The sequence below is a fragment of the Acinetobacter sp. CY17 genome, from assembly GCF_059515825.1.
The window spans coordinates 1-15,252 of sequence record NZ_JCAKMX010000009.1 but is presented as its reverse complement, the minus strand read 5'-3'; the positions used below and the strand labels follow the sequence as shown (position 1 = coordinate 15,252).

Annotated in this window: 18 protein-coding genes; 13 read left to right on the top strand and 5 right to left on the bottom strand. The window is 41.6% G+C overall.

Features of this window, described 5'->3' with window-relative positions:
* The first annotated feature begins 2 nt into the window (after window positions 1-2).
* From nuoM to AC5YCI_RS07990, 6 genes are all read left to right on the top strand, one after another.
* On the top strand, window positions 3-1,607 hold the full coding sequence (gene nuoM / locus AC5YCI_RS08015) for an NADH-quinone oxidoreductase subunit M (protein ID WP_496129346.1): 1,605 nt from the start codon (window positions 3-5) through the stop codon (window positions 1,605-1,607).
* Between the two features lie 3 nt (window positions 1,608-1,610).
* The gene (gene nuoN, locus AC5YCI_RS08010) at window positions 1,611-3,104 is read left to right on the top strand and encodes an NADH-quinone oxidoreductase subunit NuoN (RefSeq protein WP_496129329.1); all 1,494 of its coding nucleotides are present in this window, start codon (window positions 1,611-1,613) and stop codon (window positions 3,102-3,104) included.
* 123 nt (window positions 3,105-3,227) lie between these two features.
* Window positions 3,228-3,863 (top strand): uracil phosphoribosyltransferase, encoded by a 636-nt coding sequence (gene upp / locus AC5YCI_RS08005; protein WP_496129330.1) that lies wholly within the window; start codon window positions 3,228-3,230, stop codon window positions 3,861-3,863.
* Between the two features lie 82 nt (window positions 3,864-3,945).
* Window positions 3,946-4,242 carry a cold shock domain-containing protein gene (locus AC5YCI_RS08000; RefSeq protein WP_496129331.1) on the top strand — a complete coding sequence of 99 codons (297 nt, stop codon included), beginning with the start codon at window positions 3,946-3,948 and terminating at the stop codon, window positions 4,240-4,242.
* 75 nt (window positions 4,243-4,317) lie between these two features.
* Window positions 4,318-4,731 (top strand): excalibur calcium-binding domain-containing protein, encoded by a 414-nt coding sequence (locus AC5YCI_RS07995; protein WP_496129332.1) that lies wholly within the window; start codon window positions 4,318-4,320, stop codon window positions 4,729-4,731.
* A 138-nt stretch (window positions 4,732-4,869) separates the two neighbouring features.
* The gene (locus tag AC5YCI_RS07990; RefSeq protein ID WP_496129333.1) at window positions 4,870-5,133 is read left to right on the top strand and encodes a hypothetical protein; all 264 of its coding nucleotides are present in this window, start codon (window positions 4,870-4,872) and stop codon (window positions 5,131-5,133) included.
* A 26-nt stretch (window positions 5,134-5,159) separates the two neighbouring features.
* On the opposite strand, the gene gigC is transcribed toward AC5YCI_RS07990, so the two are convergent.
* A complete protein-coding gene (gigC, locus tag AC5YCI_RS07985; RefSeq protein WP_496129334.1) occupies window positions 5,160-6,038 on the bottom strand; it encodes a LysR family transcriptional regulator GigC in 879 nt (292 codons plus the stop codon).
* Between the two features lie 85 nt (window positions 6,039-6,123).
* Between gigC and AC5YCI_RS07980 the strand changes: the two genes are divergently transcribed.
* Entirely contained in the window at window positions 6,124-6,885 is a 762-nt protein-coding gene (locus AC5YCI_RS07980) for a ferredoxin--NADP reductase (protein WP_496129335.1), read from the top strand.
* A gap of 82 nt (window positions 6,886-6,967) precedes the next feature.
* Here AC5YCI_RS07980 and AC5YCI_RS07975 read toward each other — a convergent pair whose 3' ends face one another.
* Window positions 6,968-7,390, bottom strand: coding sequence for a hypothetical protein (locus AC5YCI_RS07975; RefSeq protein WP_496129336.1), 423 nt, complete (start codon window positions 7,388-7,390; stop codon window positions 6,968-6,970).
* A gap of 153 nt (window positions 7,391-7,543) precedes the next feature.
* Here AC5YCI_RS07975 and AC5YCI_RS07970 point away from each other — a divergent pair, with 153 nt between their 5' ends.
* From AC5YCI_RS07970 to AC5YCI_RS07960, 3 genes are all read left to right on the top strand, one after another.
* Entirely contained in the window at window positions 7,544-7,804 is a 261-nt protein-coding gene (locus AC5YCI_RS07970; protein ID WP_496129337.1) for a hypothetical protein, read from the top strand.
* 186 nt (window positions 7,805-7,990) lie between these two features.
* Window positions 7,991-9,733, top strand: coding sequence for a mechanosensitive ion channel (locus AC5YCI_RS07965; RefSeq protein WP_496129338.1), 1,743 nt, complete (start codon window positions 7,991-7,993; stop codon window positions 9,731-9,733).
* A 54-nt stretch (window positions 9,734-9,787) separates the two neighbouring features.
* Entirely contained in the window at window positions 9,788-9,982 is a 195-nt protein-coding gene (locus tag AC5YCI_RS07960) for a hypothetical protein (protein WP_496129339.1), read from the top strand.
* A gap of 21 nt (window positions 9,983-10,003) precedes the next feature.
* Here AC5YCI_RS07960 and AC5YCI_RS07955 read toward each other — a convergent pair whose 3' ends face one another.
* Window positions 10,004-11,203 carry a BaiN/RdsA family NAD(P)/FAD-dependent oxidoreductase gene (locus AC5YCI_RS07955; RefSeq protein WP_496129340.1) on the bottom strand — a complete coding sequence of 400 codons (1,200 nt, stop codon included), beginning with the start codon at window positions 11,201-11,203 and terminating at the stop codon, window positions 10,004-10,006.
* 58 nt (window positions 11,204-11,261) lie between these two features.
* Complete coding sequence (locus AC5YCI_RS07950) at window positions 11,262-12,125, bottom strand: 1-aminocyclopropane-1-carboxylate deaminase/D-cysteine desulfhydrase (RefSeq protein ID WP_496129341.1); 864 nt, start codon at window positions 12,123-12,125, stop codon at window positions 11,262-11,264.
* Between the two features lie 92 nt (window positions 12,126-12,217).
* Between AC5YCI_RS07950 and AC5YCI_RS07945 the strand changes: the two genes are divergently transcribed.
* Both AC5YCI_RS07945 and AC5YCI_RS07940 read left to right on the top strand, forming a co-directional pair.
* Entirely contained in the window at window positions 12,218-12,394 is a 177-nt protein-coding gene (locus tag AC5YCI_RS07945; RefSeq protein ID WP_496129342.1) for an NF038215 family lipoprotein, read from the top strand.
* A gap of 182 nt (window positions 12,395-12,576) precedes the next feature.
* Entirely contained in the window at window positions 12,577-13,200 is a 624-nt protein-coding gene (locus AC5YCI_RS07940) for a LysE family translocator (RefSeq protein ID WP_496129343.1), read from the top strand.
* 279 nt (window positions 13,201-13,479) lie between these two features.
* On the opposite strand, the gene AC5YCI_RS07935 is transcribed toward AC5YCI_RS07940, so the two are convergent.
* Window positions 13,480-13,935: a DIP1984 family protein gene (locus AC5YCI_RS07935; RefSeq protein ID WP_496129344.1), complete on the bottom strand. Its 456-nt coding sequence runs from the start codon at window positions 13,933-13,935 to the stop codon at window positions 13,480-13,482.
* Between the two features lie 152 nt (window positions 13,936-14,087).
* Here AC5YCI_RS07935 and AC5YCI_RS07930 point away from each other — a divergent pair.
* Window positions 14,088-15,247, top strand: a protein-coding gene (locus AC5YCI_RS07930) for an IS3 family transposase (protein ID WP_496175269.1) whose coding sequence is annotated in 2 segments (ribosomal slippage) — window positions 14,088-14,334 and window positions 14,334-15,247 — 1,161 coding nt in all. Because the reading frame shifts where the segments join, the coding sequence is not laid out codon by codon here.
* The last annotated feature ends 5 nt before the right edge of the window (window positions 15,248-15,252 follow it).

Here is a 15,252-nt window from a genome sequence, read left to right as displayed (position 1 = left end):
AAATCACAAACAATTTTCTTTTACCCGCGCTGATCCTTGTACCGTTCATTGCAGGTTTTGCATGTTGGTTGGTCGATAAACTCGACCAACAACTGCCGCGCTATATTGCGCTCGTTGGTATGCTGGTTACGCTCGGTTTAACCGTAGCGTTATGGCAATCAGGTACGTTTAATTATGAACTAGGCGCCAAAGTTCCAACTTGGTCTGCCGAATTTATGTTGCCTTGGATTTCATCTTTAGGCATTAACATTCACTTAGCGGTGGATGGTTTATCTTTACTGATGGTCGGTTTAACTGCACTTCTTGGTATTTTAGCAGTTGGCTGTTCATGGGGTGAGATTCAAAAACACGTTGGTTTCTTCCACTTAAACCTTTTATGGTCTTTAGGTGGTGTGATTGGTGTGTTCTTAGCGATTGACTTATTCTTGTTCTTCTTCTTCTGGGAGATGATGCTAGTTCCAATTTACTTCTTGATCGCACTTTGGGGTCATAAAGGTGAAGCGGGCAAGTCACGCGTTTATGCAGCAAACAAGTTCTTTATCTATACCCAAGTTGCGGGTCTGATCATGCTGATTGGTATCCTAGGTCTGGTGATCTACGGTTACATGATGACAGGTAACATCAGCTTCAACTATAACTTCTTGTTAGGTGTAGCGAATACTTTAGATGCTCAAGTGCCTTCACTTGCTTATGCATTCATGATCTGTATGTTTATTGGTTTCGCTGTAAAACTTCCAGTGTTCCCATTACATGGTTGGTTACCAGATGCACACGCGCAAGCACCTACAGCAGGTTCTGTAGACCTTGCAGGTATCTTGATTAAAACTGCGGCTTACGGTTTATTACGTTTTGTGATTCCGTTCTTCCCAGCAGCATCTGCACAATTTGCAGATATCGCAATCATCTTCGGTTTAATTGGTATTTTCTACGGCGCTTGGTGTGCTTTCCAACAAACCGATATGAAACGCTTACTTGCGTATACGTCGATTTCACACATGGGCTTTATCTTACTTGCGATCTACGCAGGTAACATCTTAACCTTCCAAGGTTTAATGATCATGATGTTGGCACACGGTTTATCGTCTGCTGCACTGTTCATTATGTGTGGTCAAGTGTATGAGCGTTTACATACCCGTGATATGCGTTTAATGGGCGGTATTCGTGGTCAGTTCCCATACCTTGCATTCTTCTTAATGTTCTTTGTTGCAGCATTAGTCGGTATTCCAGGTTTGGGTAACTTCATCGGTGAATTCCTAATCTTGATGGGTTCATACGCGAAATTCCCACTATTTACTATTCTTGCCACAGTAAGCTTAGTATTTGCGGGTGTTTACGGTTTAATCCTGATTCACAAAACTTTGTTTGGTGTACCAAATGAAGAACAACGTGAACACTATGCATCTTTAAAAGATTTAAATGCACGTGAAGTGGTTGTACTTTTAATTTGTGCAATTGGTCTGTTATGGCTTGGTCTTTATCCACAAACCTTCCTTGACGTTTCAAACTCAAGCATGGCGTGGTTAGCGAACAGCTACATCCCAGTGCAAGAAGTAGTTGAAGTTGCTCAAGAAGCTTCAGTTCAACTCGAAAATGTGGAGATCCAATAAGTCATGAACTTCACAATGTCATTTTCTGAACTTATGCCTTTAGCGCCAGTCATGATCGTCGGTTTAACCGCGATCGTGGCAATGCTACTGACTGCAATTAAACGTAACCATAATCTTGTCGCCACTGCGTCAGTGATTGGTTTAAACCTTGCAGCCATCTACCTTCTATTCATGTTATTTGGTACCAGCTTTGTACCATCTAACGTGATGGGCATGTTTATGGTTGATCCATTTACATTGCTGTATCAATTAATCGCAGTAGTTGCAGCGCTTGCGTGCTGTACCTTGTCTCATGCCTACATTGAAGGTTATAAAGACAACCGCGAAGAACTTTATCTATTAATGTTGTTGTCTGTTACAGGTGCAATGTTAATGGTAGCAAGCTCACACTATGCATCATTCTTCATTAGCTTAGAGTTAATGTCGATTCCTGTATACGGTATGCTTGCTTATACACATCAGCGTACGAAATCTTTAGAAGCTGGTGTGAAATACCTCGTATTATCAGCAACTGCATCTGCAATGCTGCTTATGGGTATGGCGTACATTTATGCTTACACAGGTTCATTATCGTTCTATGATTCTGTACAAGCCTTAATGGAAAACATCACGCAGCCAATGGTGATTTTAGGTTTAGGCTTAATCATCTTTGCTGTGGCATTTAAATTGTCTTTAGCACCATTCCATAAATGGACACCAGACGTTTATGCAGGTGCGCCAGCGCCAATGGCGACTTTCTTAGCAACAGCTGCGAAAGTGGCAACCATTGGTGTATTTGTACGTTATTTATTGACTTCAGGTGCGATCCTTGTTGATTCAATCATCACGATCTTAACCATTCTTGCCGTGTTCTCTATTTTGGTAGGTAACTTACTGGCAGTAAAACAAGTCAACTTAAAACGTATTTTGGCTTACTCTTCAATTGCGCATTTTGGTTATTTGATCATTGGTTTGATCAGCATGACTTACGCAAGCTTAGGTAACGTGACTGTTTACGTGATTACCTATGTATTGACTACAATTGGTGCCTTTGGTGCGGTTGCATTAATGTCTAGCCCATATAACAACACAGATGAAGCAGAAAGCTTAGCGGACTACCGCGGTTTATTCTGGCGCCGTCCAGTGTTAACTGCTGTATTAACTGTCATGATGTTATCTCTTGCAGGTATTCCATTAACAGCAGGCTTCATTGGTAAGTTCTTAGTAATCATGGCTGCAGTAACTACTCAGCACTGGTTCTTGGCTGCCATGATTATTGTGGGTTCAGGTATTGGTTTGTACTACTACCTACGTGTGATGGTGGTCATGTACATGACACCACCAGAAACGCCACGTATTGACGCCGACAAAGAATGGGGTCAAAAAATGGGCGGTGTAATGGTGTTAGTCGTTGCCGCTGCAGTATTAGTGATTGGTGTTTATCCAGACCCAATTATTAAACTGGCACTTGAAACAGAGATTCTATCTCCGCTTCATTTCATGTTAAGTCAGCAATAACGATTAAAATTATTCTAAGTTAACAAAAAAGCCCTCAGTTTGAGGGCTTTTTTTATTTATCCAATGCTGCAAAAAGCTCTATAATAGAGCAAATTTTATCTTTAACCTTTTAGGTGCTCTCCCGTGGCTATTCATGAAATTCGACATCCATTAATTCGACATAAACTTGGCCTATTACGCCGTGCTGACATTAGTACAAAAAACTTCCGTGAATTAGCACAAGAAGTCACGATGCTTCTGACTTATGAAGCAACCAAAGATCTTCCAATGGTTGAACAAGAAATCCAAGGTTGGAATGGTCAGGTGAATGTTGACCGTATTGCGGGTAAAAAAATTACCGTTGTGCCAATTTTACGTGCTGGTATTGGCATGTTAGATGGTTTCTTAAACTTAATTCCAAGTGCCAAAGTGTCGGTTCTTGGTTTAGAGCGTGACGAAGAAACCTTAGAAGCACGTACCTATTACAAAAAATTAGTACCAGACGTACAGAACCGTATTGCCATGATCATTGATCCAATGCTCGCTACTGGTTCATCTTTAGTGGCAGCGATTGATGTATTAAAAGCTAGCGGTTGTAAAGACATTCGCGTGATGGTATTGGTTGCAGCACCAGAGGGGATTAAACGTGTTGAACAAGCACACCCTGATGTCACTATTTTCACAGCGTCAATTGATGACGGCTTAAATGAAAATGGTTATATCGTGCCAGGTCTAGGTGATGCGGGCGATAAAATTTTCGGTTCTGTTCAAAAAGACTAAGTTTGAATAGCAACCAAAAAAGAGGCTGTTTTAGCCTCTTTTTTATATAATGTGATTAGGTAATTCAAGATAGGGTAGCACAATGAAAGACGAACTACAGCAAGGTAAAATCAAGCAATATGATTCAGCAAAAGGCTTTGGTTTTATTGGTTATGCGGATGGAGATATTTTCTTTCATATCTCTGACTTTCCACAACAAGACGGTAGTGAGCCAAAACGTAACGACCGTGTAAAGTTTCTTGTAGCACGTAATGGCGATAAATTTAAAGCCATTAAAATTCAGCGTGTAGAAGATCTATCTAAAAAAGCAGTTAAAACGCGTGTAGCAAAACATAATAAATCCATTACTTCAGCATTGTTATCTAATTTTCGCGGTTAAATAAGCATAAAAATTAAAGAGGTCTGAGGACCTCTTTTTACTATCAAAAATTTTTAAAACTACAGGGGGAAAGTGATGTTGCAACACAAAGGCTCAGCATTAATTGTATTGGTTATTGTTCTGGGGATGGCTGGACTAGCAGCAAGCTATTGGGGATATGGGCTGTATCAACAAAACAAGCGAGAACAGCAAGCGCAGCTTGCCAGCTTAATTGCAGAACACGAACAAATTGTATTACAACAACGTGCAGTACATGGAGATTTACCTGAACAGATTCTTGCTAAGCCCGTTGAGCGGCAAGCTGTGCTAGAGCGACCGATCATGCCAACGCCACCTGCCGCCGGTAAAAACTTTCGCTGTGATGAGCGTCAACATTGTTCGCAAATGCGCTCTTATGAAGAAGCGCTATTTTTTAATCAATATTGCCCAAATACCAAAATGGATGGTGATGCAGACGGAATTCCCTGTGAAAAACAATTTGCACGTTAGCATAAATAACATTTTTATAAAAACTTAATAATAAGAACCATAGTGGTCATTTTTTGTTTACAATATATACAGGTACAGGGGATAAGCACACTGCATAAGACAGTGATTAAGACATGATAAAAATTCAAAGTGACGACAATGAAAAAATTAGCTGCAGTCAGACAGATAAAGTGGTTAGTGAGCCTATTCTTTATGCTGTTATTTTTAGGTTTGGGTTATGCTCAATTTAATACTTATACTGGTCAACCTCTTATTCGTCTTTCTGACAAAGATCAGCAGAAGTTACAGCAATATGAGCGTTTGCGTAATGTGCGACATTATGAGTTTAAATTACAGCCCAGACAGTCGCCGTATTGTGCTGGGCGTATTTATTGTGTAGAGCAATCAACAGCAATACCTTAAAAAAAGCACCTTAAGGTGCTTTTTTTTTATTTTTCGCAGAATTTCATAAAGGCTTTTAGACCTGGGCCTTGATACTTTTGACGATGCACCAGCATAAACAACGGACGTGCCAGTTGCCAAAATGGGGTCTCTAGAATCACCAGCTGACCTTTTTCACGTAAAGGTTCAATCGCCAGTTTAGAAATACACGATAATCCTAAGCCACCAGCAACAATCTTTAAAATCGCTTCATTATGACCTAAGGTTAAACGAATATTGGCATCTGGAACGTCTTGTAAAATAGCATTATCAAACACTTCACGTGTTCCTGAGCCTTCTTCACGTAAGATCCAGTCCGCGTTTACAAAGTCAATTGGGCTCAGTTCACGTTGTAACTGCGCCAAAGGATGGCTTGGTGCACAGCACACCGCCAATTCGTCATCGCGCCAATGAATACATTGCAGTTGCGGTAAATGACATGAACCCTCAATTAAAGCTAAGTCTAACTGGAACTGATTCACAGCTTCGATCATTTGGCGAGTATTGCCCACTTGTAATTGTAAATGCGCTTGTGGCTGAATTTGTAAAAAATCCGCCATTAAATCTGGCATTAAGTAGTCACTAATGGTTAAGGTTGCGCCTAAACGTAAATCAATACTTTGTAACTCACCTTTAGCTGCTTGTTCAAACGCTTCACAGCGGCCTAGAATTTCTAAGGCTTGCGGGAGAAGAAAACGACCTAAATCATTGAGTTGTAGCCGTTTACCTAAACGGTCAAACAGCGGAGCGCCTAAGCCATCTTCAAGGTCGGCCAATGCCATACTTGCCGCACTTTGCGTGAGCTTTACCGCATCACTGGCTTTGGTTACGGTACCCTCTTGAGCGACTGCTACAAAAACAGCCAGCTGACGTAATGTCATGCGCATGAATATAGCCTTAACATTGAAAAAATATTCATAAATTATCGTCTCATGCTACCATGAGCGCAGTCTTTGATGCCACGTTGAAATTATGTCAATTGAGAAATTTACACAAGAAAAGGTTTTATCTGTACATCGTTGGACCAATACGCTGTTTAGTTTTACCTTAACCCGTCCTGCTCATTTTAAATTTACCGCAGGCCAGTTTGCACGTATTGGTTTAAAGGTGGGTGATGATTTGGTGGTACGGGCGTACTCAGTCGTTTCATCACCTTTTGATGAAACTTTAGAATTTTTCTCAATTGTAGTGCCAGATGGGGCATTTACCTCTAACTTGCAGCATTTGCAAGTGGGTGATGAATTGTACCTTGAAAAAATCCCCTATGGCTTTTTAACACTGGCACGTTATCAATTGCCTTTACCACAAGATTTATGGTTGTTGGGGACTGGAACAGGTTTAGCACCATTTTTATCCATGCTGCAAGACTTTGAAACATGGTCAAAATATCAAAAGATTAATTTAGTCTATAGTGTACGTACAGCGGCAGAACTGGCCTATAGCGAGCGCATTCAAGAGATTGCCGAAACTTTTGGTGAAGGGCATACGGGCTTTAAATTTATTCCGATTATTACCCGTGACCCAAATGCAGCTTTGCATGAGCGTTTACCCGTGCTCATTGCCAATGGCGAGCTTGAGCAAGCCGCAGGTCTGCCGCTGAATCCTGCAACCAGCCATGTCATGCTGTGTGGTAACCCTCAGATGGTCGATGATACCAAAGAGGCTTTAAAAGCCCGTGGCCTGACCATGAACCGCCGTGGTGAAGGTAATATTGCCGTAGAGAATTACTGGTAATCGCTGTAAAGTCTTACTTTAAAAGCTCAAGCACAGGACACAAAAAAACCTCCAATGTGGAGGTTTCTTTAATGCTTGCTGCTTAATGCACAAACATATCTACAAATTGACGGATCTCTTGCAAAGCGGTCTCTACATCGGTGGTCAGCCATGTCGGTTCAAATAGACCTGCATAATGATCGAGACGATCCTGTGGTACCACTAAACGCACAGGGCATTCTTCTTCGAGAAGACGCCATGGAATAATGGGCACTTCGTTGTCTAAAAATGCCGCCACGTTACGAATATCAATCACCATAGCATTAATGCACTCAGGAAAGGGCATTACCGAAAACTCTTCAGTGCGACGGCGAAAATACTCTAAATCACCCCATTTTAAGCGGTAGGTGGGTTTAGTAAACTCAATAATGCCAATCAAATGCTGATCACGCGTGTGGTGTAAAGTACATTGATGCGTGACATCCGTGTCTAAATCAAGCGTTACACTCTGTTGACGATACGCCATAAAGTAAAAACACAGCAAAAAAAGGAGTGACTGATTATAGCCTAAAATCATCAGTGTGAGCGATTATTCGTTCACCATCCTGCTATGCTTCTTCACACAATGCAACACTTAGACTTGTTAGTATAAAAAACAAACAATCAAGGTGAGAGCAACATGCAACACGATCCAAATAAGTCGCATCATGCCACCAGCGCGTCAGACGCCCAACAAAAAAAGCGTTTGCCCATTTATATCTTAATTATTGTTGGGGTATTTCTTGCGGCACTGATTTTCTATATGACGGCAGATGTCAAACCAAAGCCAAGTGAGGCGCCTCCCGGTCATCCAAATCCAACAGCTCAGCCTGCAGGTGTTACCAATAGCAGCACAAGTACTGCGACCGCAACCGATACTGCTACTGCGACTGATCGTTAGGTGAGAATGTGAATTTTAAAAAAGCTCTAGTCTTCATCCACTAGGGCTTTTTTACTGGCTGATTGTGGGTTTTTGTTGTAGTTTTAACATTAATCATTGAATAAAAAATAGACAAAACTTAAGGTAATACAGAGATAAACGTAGGGCCAAAACCCGATAAACAAACCAAAAATAAAGGATAACAATATGAATGATTATTTTGAGCGCAGTCGAGGTGGCTTAAATGCCATGTATTATTGGGAGCAATTTCATCCTATTCTCGCCGCGATTGCCATTTTAATTGTTGGTTGGATTATTGCCTTGGTGGTGGCGGCTGGGATTAAAAAGCTACTGCAAAAACTTGGTACCAATCAAAGACTTTCTAATGCGACTGGGCACCGCTCTAATATTGAAAACATCGTGTCACGAATTGTGTTTTGGATCGTGATGATTATTGCGGTGATTGGAGCACTCAATGCCTTGAATCTCAATAGTGTGAGTGGTCCATTTAGTAGCATGGTGCAGCAATTCTTACTCTTTGTGCCGCAGTTGTTAGCAGCCGTTGCTGTTGGTTTTATTGGTTGGTTAGTAGCCAATGTAGCGAAAGTAGGTCTGCAAAAATTACTCAACCGTACAAATTTAGATGAAAAACTCAGCGCTGAAGTTGGGGTAAGTCCAATTAGCCAAAATATCAGTGAAATTGTGTACTGGTTAATTTTGTTGCTGTTCTTGCCAATTGTACTGTCTATTTTAGGCTTAAATGGTCTGTTATATCCTGTACAAAATATGGTGAATCAAGCGGTTGGCTTTTTACCTAATCTATTTATTGCCGGCATTATTGTTTTTGCGGGTTATATTTTGGCCAAAATTGTACGTGGTATTGTCGAAGGTTTAGGCAATAGTCTCAATGTACAGCAGCAAGCAGAAAAAATTGGTTTATTTAAAGGCTCTAATTTACCGCGCTTACTAGGTTCGTTCCTCTTTGCGGTGGTGATGATTACGGCCTTAATTGTGGCATTTGAAGCACTAGGTGTAGAAGCAATTTCACAACCTGCCACCGCCATGTTGCATGAAATTATGAATGCCATTCCACATATTATTGCTGCAGGTTTAATCCTGATTGTAGCGTATGTGGTGTCACGTTTTGTGGCCAAACTGGTGGTTGAAGTTTTAGCAGGTACAGGGGTAGACAATATTCCTGCCAAAGTTGGTGCACAGCGTTTTTTAGGCGAAACTAAAGTCTCTTGCGTTGTTGGTTACTTGATTGTGCTGTTTACCATGCTGTTTGCCGTATCTGAAGCAGCTAACCGTTTAGGCTTTGATCAAATCAGTGATTTGATTGCCATGTTCATTTACTTTGGTGCCAATATCTTACTCGGTGCTGTCATCCTAGTGATTGGTTTCTGGTTAGCTAACATTGTTGCCAATGTGGTACAGCGCGGTGAATATAAGAGTTCACGTTGGTTAGCCAATCTAGTCCGTGTGTTAATTATGGGCTTGGTACTGGCAATGGGTTTACGTGCCATGGGCATTGCAGATTCGATTGTGAATTTGGCCTTTGGTTTAACCCTTGGCGCAGTAGCTGTGGCCTTTGCCTTAGCCTTTGGTTTAGGTGGACGTAATCCTGCAGAACGTTTGTTAACTGATTTAATGGATAAAGCCAAACGTGAAGCCAATGAACCAAATCCTGAGCCAGTGAAAGATCAGGATATTATGAAACCACAAGCACCATCATCTGATTTTAAAAGTACCACAATGAATGCAGATGGACCTATTATCGCCCCTGTAGAAGTGGTGACTGATAAAAAACCAAGCACGAATCCAGATCAGGATGTTGCTGTGCCAGATAGTTTAGTGGTTGATCCAGAGCAAAAACCATTGAACAATCCATATGGTTCAACTGGCGAAGCAGAAAATAATACAGACCTTAAACCTGAAGATAAGAACTAAAGAAATGACACCAATGGGCTGATGCCCATTGGTACAAAATTTAAGGATGCCAAAATGTCACGTAGAAAACCCAATCATCGTTTTGCACCGGCGGTCATCGCAGGGGTGACCATTGGTTTTTTGGTTGCCGGTTATCAGTTGGTCTTTGGTGGTAACAAGCCTAAGCAAGCTCATTTAAAGGCGCCACCTGTAGAACGGCAGCCTGAGGCACAAGACGACTCACCCAAGCAGGCGACCGGAGAACTTTAGTCGCCTAGCTCAAGCAACAGCTTATACATATTGGGCAGCAGCATGCGCTGATGCCCAAGCCCATTGGAAGTTATAACCGCCCAAATGCCCTGAGACATCTAACACTTCACCAATAAAATACAAGCCTTTTTGTTTTTTACTTTCCATGGTTTTAGATGACACTTCTGTGGTATCTACACCACCTAAAGTGACTTCTGCTGTTCGATAACCTTCTGTGCCAGAGGGTTTGACTTCAAAGCCATGCAACTGCGCAGCAATCGATTCAAGTTTATCATCGCTTAAATTACCAATCGCACTATCGGCATGTTCAAGCCAAATAAGATTTTGTAGCTCCAACACCACACTCTTGGGTAAATGTTCACTTAGTAAAGTGCGTAATAGCACTTTAGGTTGGCTGGTTTTTTTGATTTTGAAGAAATCTGATAAGTCGAGGCTTGGTAAAAAGTCAATTTTAAAGCTTTGACCCACTTGCCAGTAATTTGATAATTGCAAAGAACTTGGACCACTTAAACCGCGATGGGTAAACAATAAAGCCTCGGTAAAGCTATTTAATGGGTTAGATAAAGTGGCTTCTACCGCATTACCACTTAGGCGTGTGGTGACTTCTTTAAAGCCATCTGAGAAAGTAAATGGCACTAAACCAGCACGGGTTGGATAAACGTGATGGCCAAATTGTTTGGCAATTTCATAGCCGAACCCAGAACCGCCTAAGGTCGGGATAGATAAACCACCGCTCGCGACTACCACTGACTCAGCTTCGAAAAAGCCTAAAGTTGTGGCCAGTTGAAACCCTTGACCATCGACCGTGCTGACCTCTTTGACTTCAGCACTGGTTTTAATGGTCACTAAGCCAGTTTTATCACATTCTTTTAACAACATGGCCAAAATATCTTTGGCGCCATTTAAGGTAAATAATTGTCCGTGTTTACGCTCTTCGTATTCGATTCCGTAGTCGCAGACCATGCCAATAAAGTCCCAGTTGCTATAACGACTGAGCGCCGAAATGACAAAATGCGGGTTATGTGACACGTAATTTTCAGGCTCAACATATAAATTGGTAAAGTTACATTTACCACCGCCCGACATGAGAATTTTTTTACCCACTTTATTGGCTTTTTCTAATACCAAAACCCGACGACCACGTGCGGCTGCCATGGCTGCCAACATTAAGCCTGATGCACCAGCACCAATTACAATTACATCAAACATAGAGGGAGACACGGCAATTTACCAACAGCAATCAATCAGCCGGGCATTATAGCCAATTTCTAAGCGCTTTTCAGGCAATGTTACGTCCTTGTAAGCCACCACTATGAATGACTAAAATTTTCTGCTGCGGTTCAAGCTCACCGCGTTCAATCATTTTAAAGAGGCCATAGAACATTTTGCCAGTATAAATCTGTTCTAAAGGAATCTGATATTGGGCTTCAAAGTCTTTGATAAATTTGAACAGTTCAGGCGTAGTTTTGGCATAGCCACCAAAACAAAATTCATCCGTAATCGACCAATTACTTTTTGTGGTCATATCGGCGACATCATGCTGTAAAAAATCACCTTTTAAGGCAGAAAAACCTAAAATCTGTTGCTGGGCTACGCTGGCTTCAATTAAGCCGGCGATAGTGCCACCGGTACCTACCGCACAGCAAAGGAGGTCAATATCTTGCTCATGCTTGCTTAAGATTTCTTTACAGCCCTGTATAGCCAGCTGATTGGTGCCACCTTCAGGAATGATATACGCCTGTGGATATTTGGCCTTGAGCATATTTAAAAAATCAGGTTGATCTTTAGCGCGATAATCTTCACGCGAGATAAACACAAGCTGCATGCCAAAAGCTTGCGCCGTGCTTAAGGTCGGGTTAAGTGGTTGATCTTTCAGTTCAAGTCCACGAATAATCCCAATGCTGCTTAAACCTAAAGCATGTGCAGCAAAAGCAGTTGCCGCGATATGATTCGAATAGGCGCCACCAAAGCTTAAGACTTGTGTATAACCTTGTTCTAAGGCTGTTTTTAAATTGTATTTGAGCTTAAAAAACTTATTGCCTGAGATGTGCGGATGGACCAAATCTAAGCGCTTAATATGAAGCTGAACGCCTAGATGCTCAATATGTTGGGTGGGAATATTTTGGGCTATATGCTCAAACATAAATCGGCGCGTTCCATACTTATAATGCTGCTGATAAAATATACAAATACTGCTATGCTACAGTCATAATAAAAATACAGGAGGATACGGATATGCGTCGCATTGCACTCCTTATCGTCAGTTTAGGTGTCACTTGGCTTGCAGCGTGTGACACCACCGATCACATGAATAAACCACGGACAATGATCATTGGTGGTGTACCAGTACATGATCATGATTATAAACTATTGCCTCCATCTACACCTACACAGCAAAGCTTGGCTGAATAAGTGGCAAGGTTTTGTCATAACAAGATGCCCAACATGGGCATCTTGTTTATTCAAGTCAGAGAATTGGCCAGATCTAGCCCAAGTGCTGAAGATTTTTGCTTGGATCATAAAAAAAGAGCAGTAAAAAATGGCCAAGCAGCGTAAAATTGCGCTTTCTTTTTCCCTTAAATATAGGAATCGCTATGGAATCGCTGGTGATTTTAGGCTCAATTGCGTTGGCATTGCTGTTAGGTGCAATGAGCCCTGGGCCGACCTTTATTTATGTGGCAAAAAACTCGATTGCGATTTCACGTAAACATGGCTTATTTACCGCTTTAGGCACAGGCACAGGCGCAGCCATTTTTGCTTTGTTGGCGGTATTGGGTTTGCAAGCATTGTTATTGGCAGTGCCAGCGGCTTATTTAGGGCTGAAAATTTGTGGTGGCTTATATTTACTTTGGCTGGCCTATAAAATTATTAAACATGCCAAAGAGCCTGTGCAAAGCGTGGCGGATGGGGCAACGGTGATGAGCTACCGCCGTGCTTATGTTTCAGGCTTAATTACCCAAATGAGTAATCCTAAAATAGCGATTATTTTAGCCAGTATTTTTACTGCACTTTTACCTAAAGAAATCCCAAGTTATTACTATGTCGTATTACCGATCTTATGTTTCTTTATTGATGCAGGGTGGTGTTCTTTGGTGGCAGTTGCACTTTCGGCAGATAAACCACGCCGTGTTTATTTACGTTTTAAGGCTCTGTTTGACCGTGGCGCAGGTGTGGTGATGACGGTATTAGGTTTAAAATTATTATTTGGGATGAAATAAGCATGTTCTATAAAAAAATCCTCTATTTGTAGAGGATTTTTTTGCAATGAATATTTGCTAAGCATCTCGCATACAACAATCAAGTGGCAGAATGAGGCGGATATATTGCCAGTACATGGTAGTACATAGTAAAAAGTCAGCGGTAAAAGATGCATAGTGCTGCGCCTAATGAGTAAATGGGCGAAGCAGACGCCTTGCTTCTCGCTAGTGTTTGTTGGATTAAAGCCTTACAAACCAAAGGCCTTGTACTCGCTCAATATATCCTGAAGCAGTTATAACCTAGAGTAGCTCAATTTGCCAATTGGATGCTTGAATTTCGAGATTATTTAAACGTAATTGTTTGCTGATGTCATCAGCCTGTTGTTGCAGTTGCTGTACCGAGACTGTTTTTAGCCAGCGGATTTCACTTGAGCTATAACGCGCATGATCACGACGAGTATGCTCGATAGCTTGTTGCACGATACGATGTTGCTGAGTGAGCAAATCCCGTTGATTGAGTACGCCAAGTAAAGCATTGCCATTGATAGTTTGTGCTTGTGCATTGGTTTGATGAATACGTTGAATCAGCCGATGCAGCTCGGTATTGACTTCAAATGCTTCTGCCAATAATGCAGTCGGGTCTTCACTGGGTTGATCACCTTCTTGTACTACCACATTGCTATTAATCCGTTGTTGTAAGGATACCAGTTTAGTTTGTAGATCACTTCGAAGTAATAAGGCTTCAGCGAGTTTCATGATAGGTCTCAATAAAAATAGATAAGCAGCTTCATCTGCATAAGGCAGATGTAGCCTTAAAAGTGACGTGCTTTAGAGCTGATCCTAGCCAAAATAATGGACAGCACGTCCCTCTAAAGATAACGTAACTTTAATCTTTGGAGATTCAAGAAATGGCTAAACGTTTTAGTCCTGAATTTAAACAGCAAGCGATTGATTATGCACTTTCAAACTCCCACGAACCTATAGCTGCAATCGCCCAGAAATTAGGTGTGGGTTATTCAACTTTAGACAAATGGATTCGTGAAGCCAATCCAGTGGGTTCAAGCAAACGTCAACTTTCACCAGAACAACAGCGGATCTTAGAATTAGAGAAAGAAGTCAAACAGCTCAGGGAAGCCAATGACATCTTTAAAAAAGCGCATGTGTACTTTCTGACAGATCATGCCAAGAAAAGTACACGGTAATTCAAGATCTGGATGTGAATGAAGTCACTGTATCTTCTGCCTGTCAATGCCTGGGTGTCAGCACTTCAGGCTATTATGCCTGGCGAAAACGCCAGACCAATCCAGCGCAGAAATATAATGATTTAAAAGCCGTATATTGGCAGCATCATGCACGATTGGGTGCACCTTCATTGGTACATGACATGCATGATTTAGGTTACAGCATGAGCGAACGAACCGTTGGAAGAATGCTTAAAAAGCTTGGTTTACGTAGCAGGATTGCACGTAAATACAAGCATACGACTGATTCAAACCATCGTTTGCCTACAGCGCCTAACTTGTTGGATCGTCAATTTACGGTCAATGAACCCAATAAGATCTGGACAACGGATATTACCTATATCCGTACTAAGCAAGGTTGGCTGTATTTATGTGTGATGCTGGATCTATTCAGCCGTCGTATTGTCGGCTGGCAAACCAGCCATCGAATAGACCGTCAATTGGTGTGTGATGCGTTTCATTATGCAATGGCTCGTCAGGGGTATCCAATGGGTGTCATGGTGCATTCGGACCAAGGCTCACAGTACTGTAGTCGTGATTTTAGGGCGCTATTATTGACGAATAACTGCGTTCAAAGTATGTCACGCAGGGGAAACTGTTGGGATAATGCAGTGACCGAAAGCTTCTTTCATACATTGAAAGGTCATGTGGTCCATGGCAGTGTGTTTGCCACTCGAAAAGAAGCGAATACAGTCTTGTTTGACTATATTGAGATTTATTACAATCGGGTCAGAAGGCATTCCGCAAACGGCTGGTTAAGCCCAGAAGCCTTTGAACAGAAATATTTTAAGAATTTAGAGGGATTTGTTGTCCACGATACTGTCTAGGATCA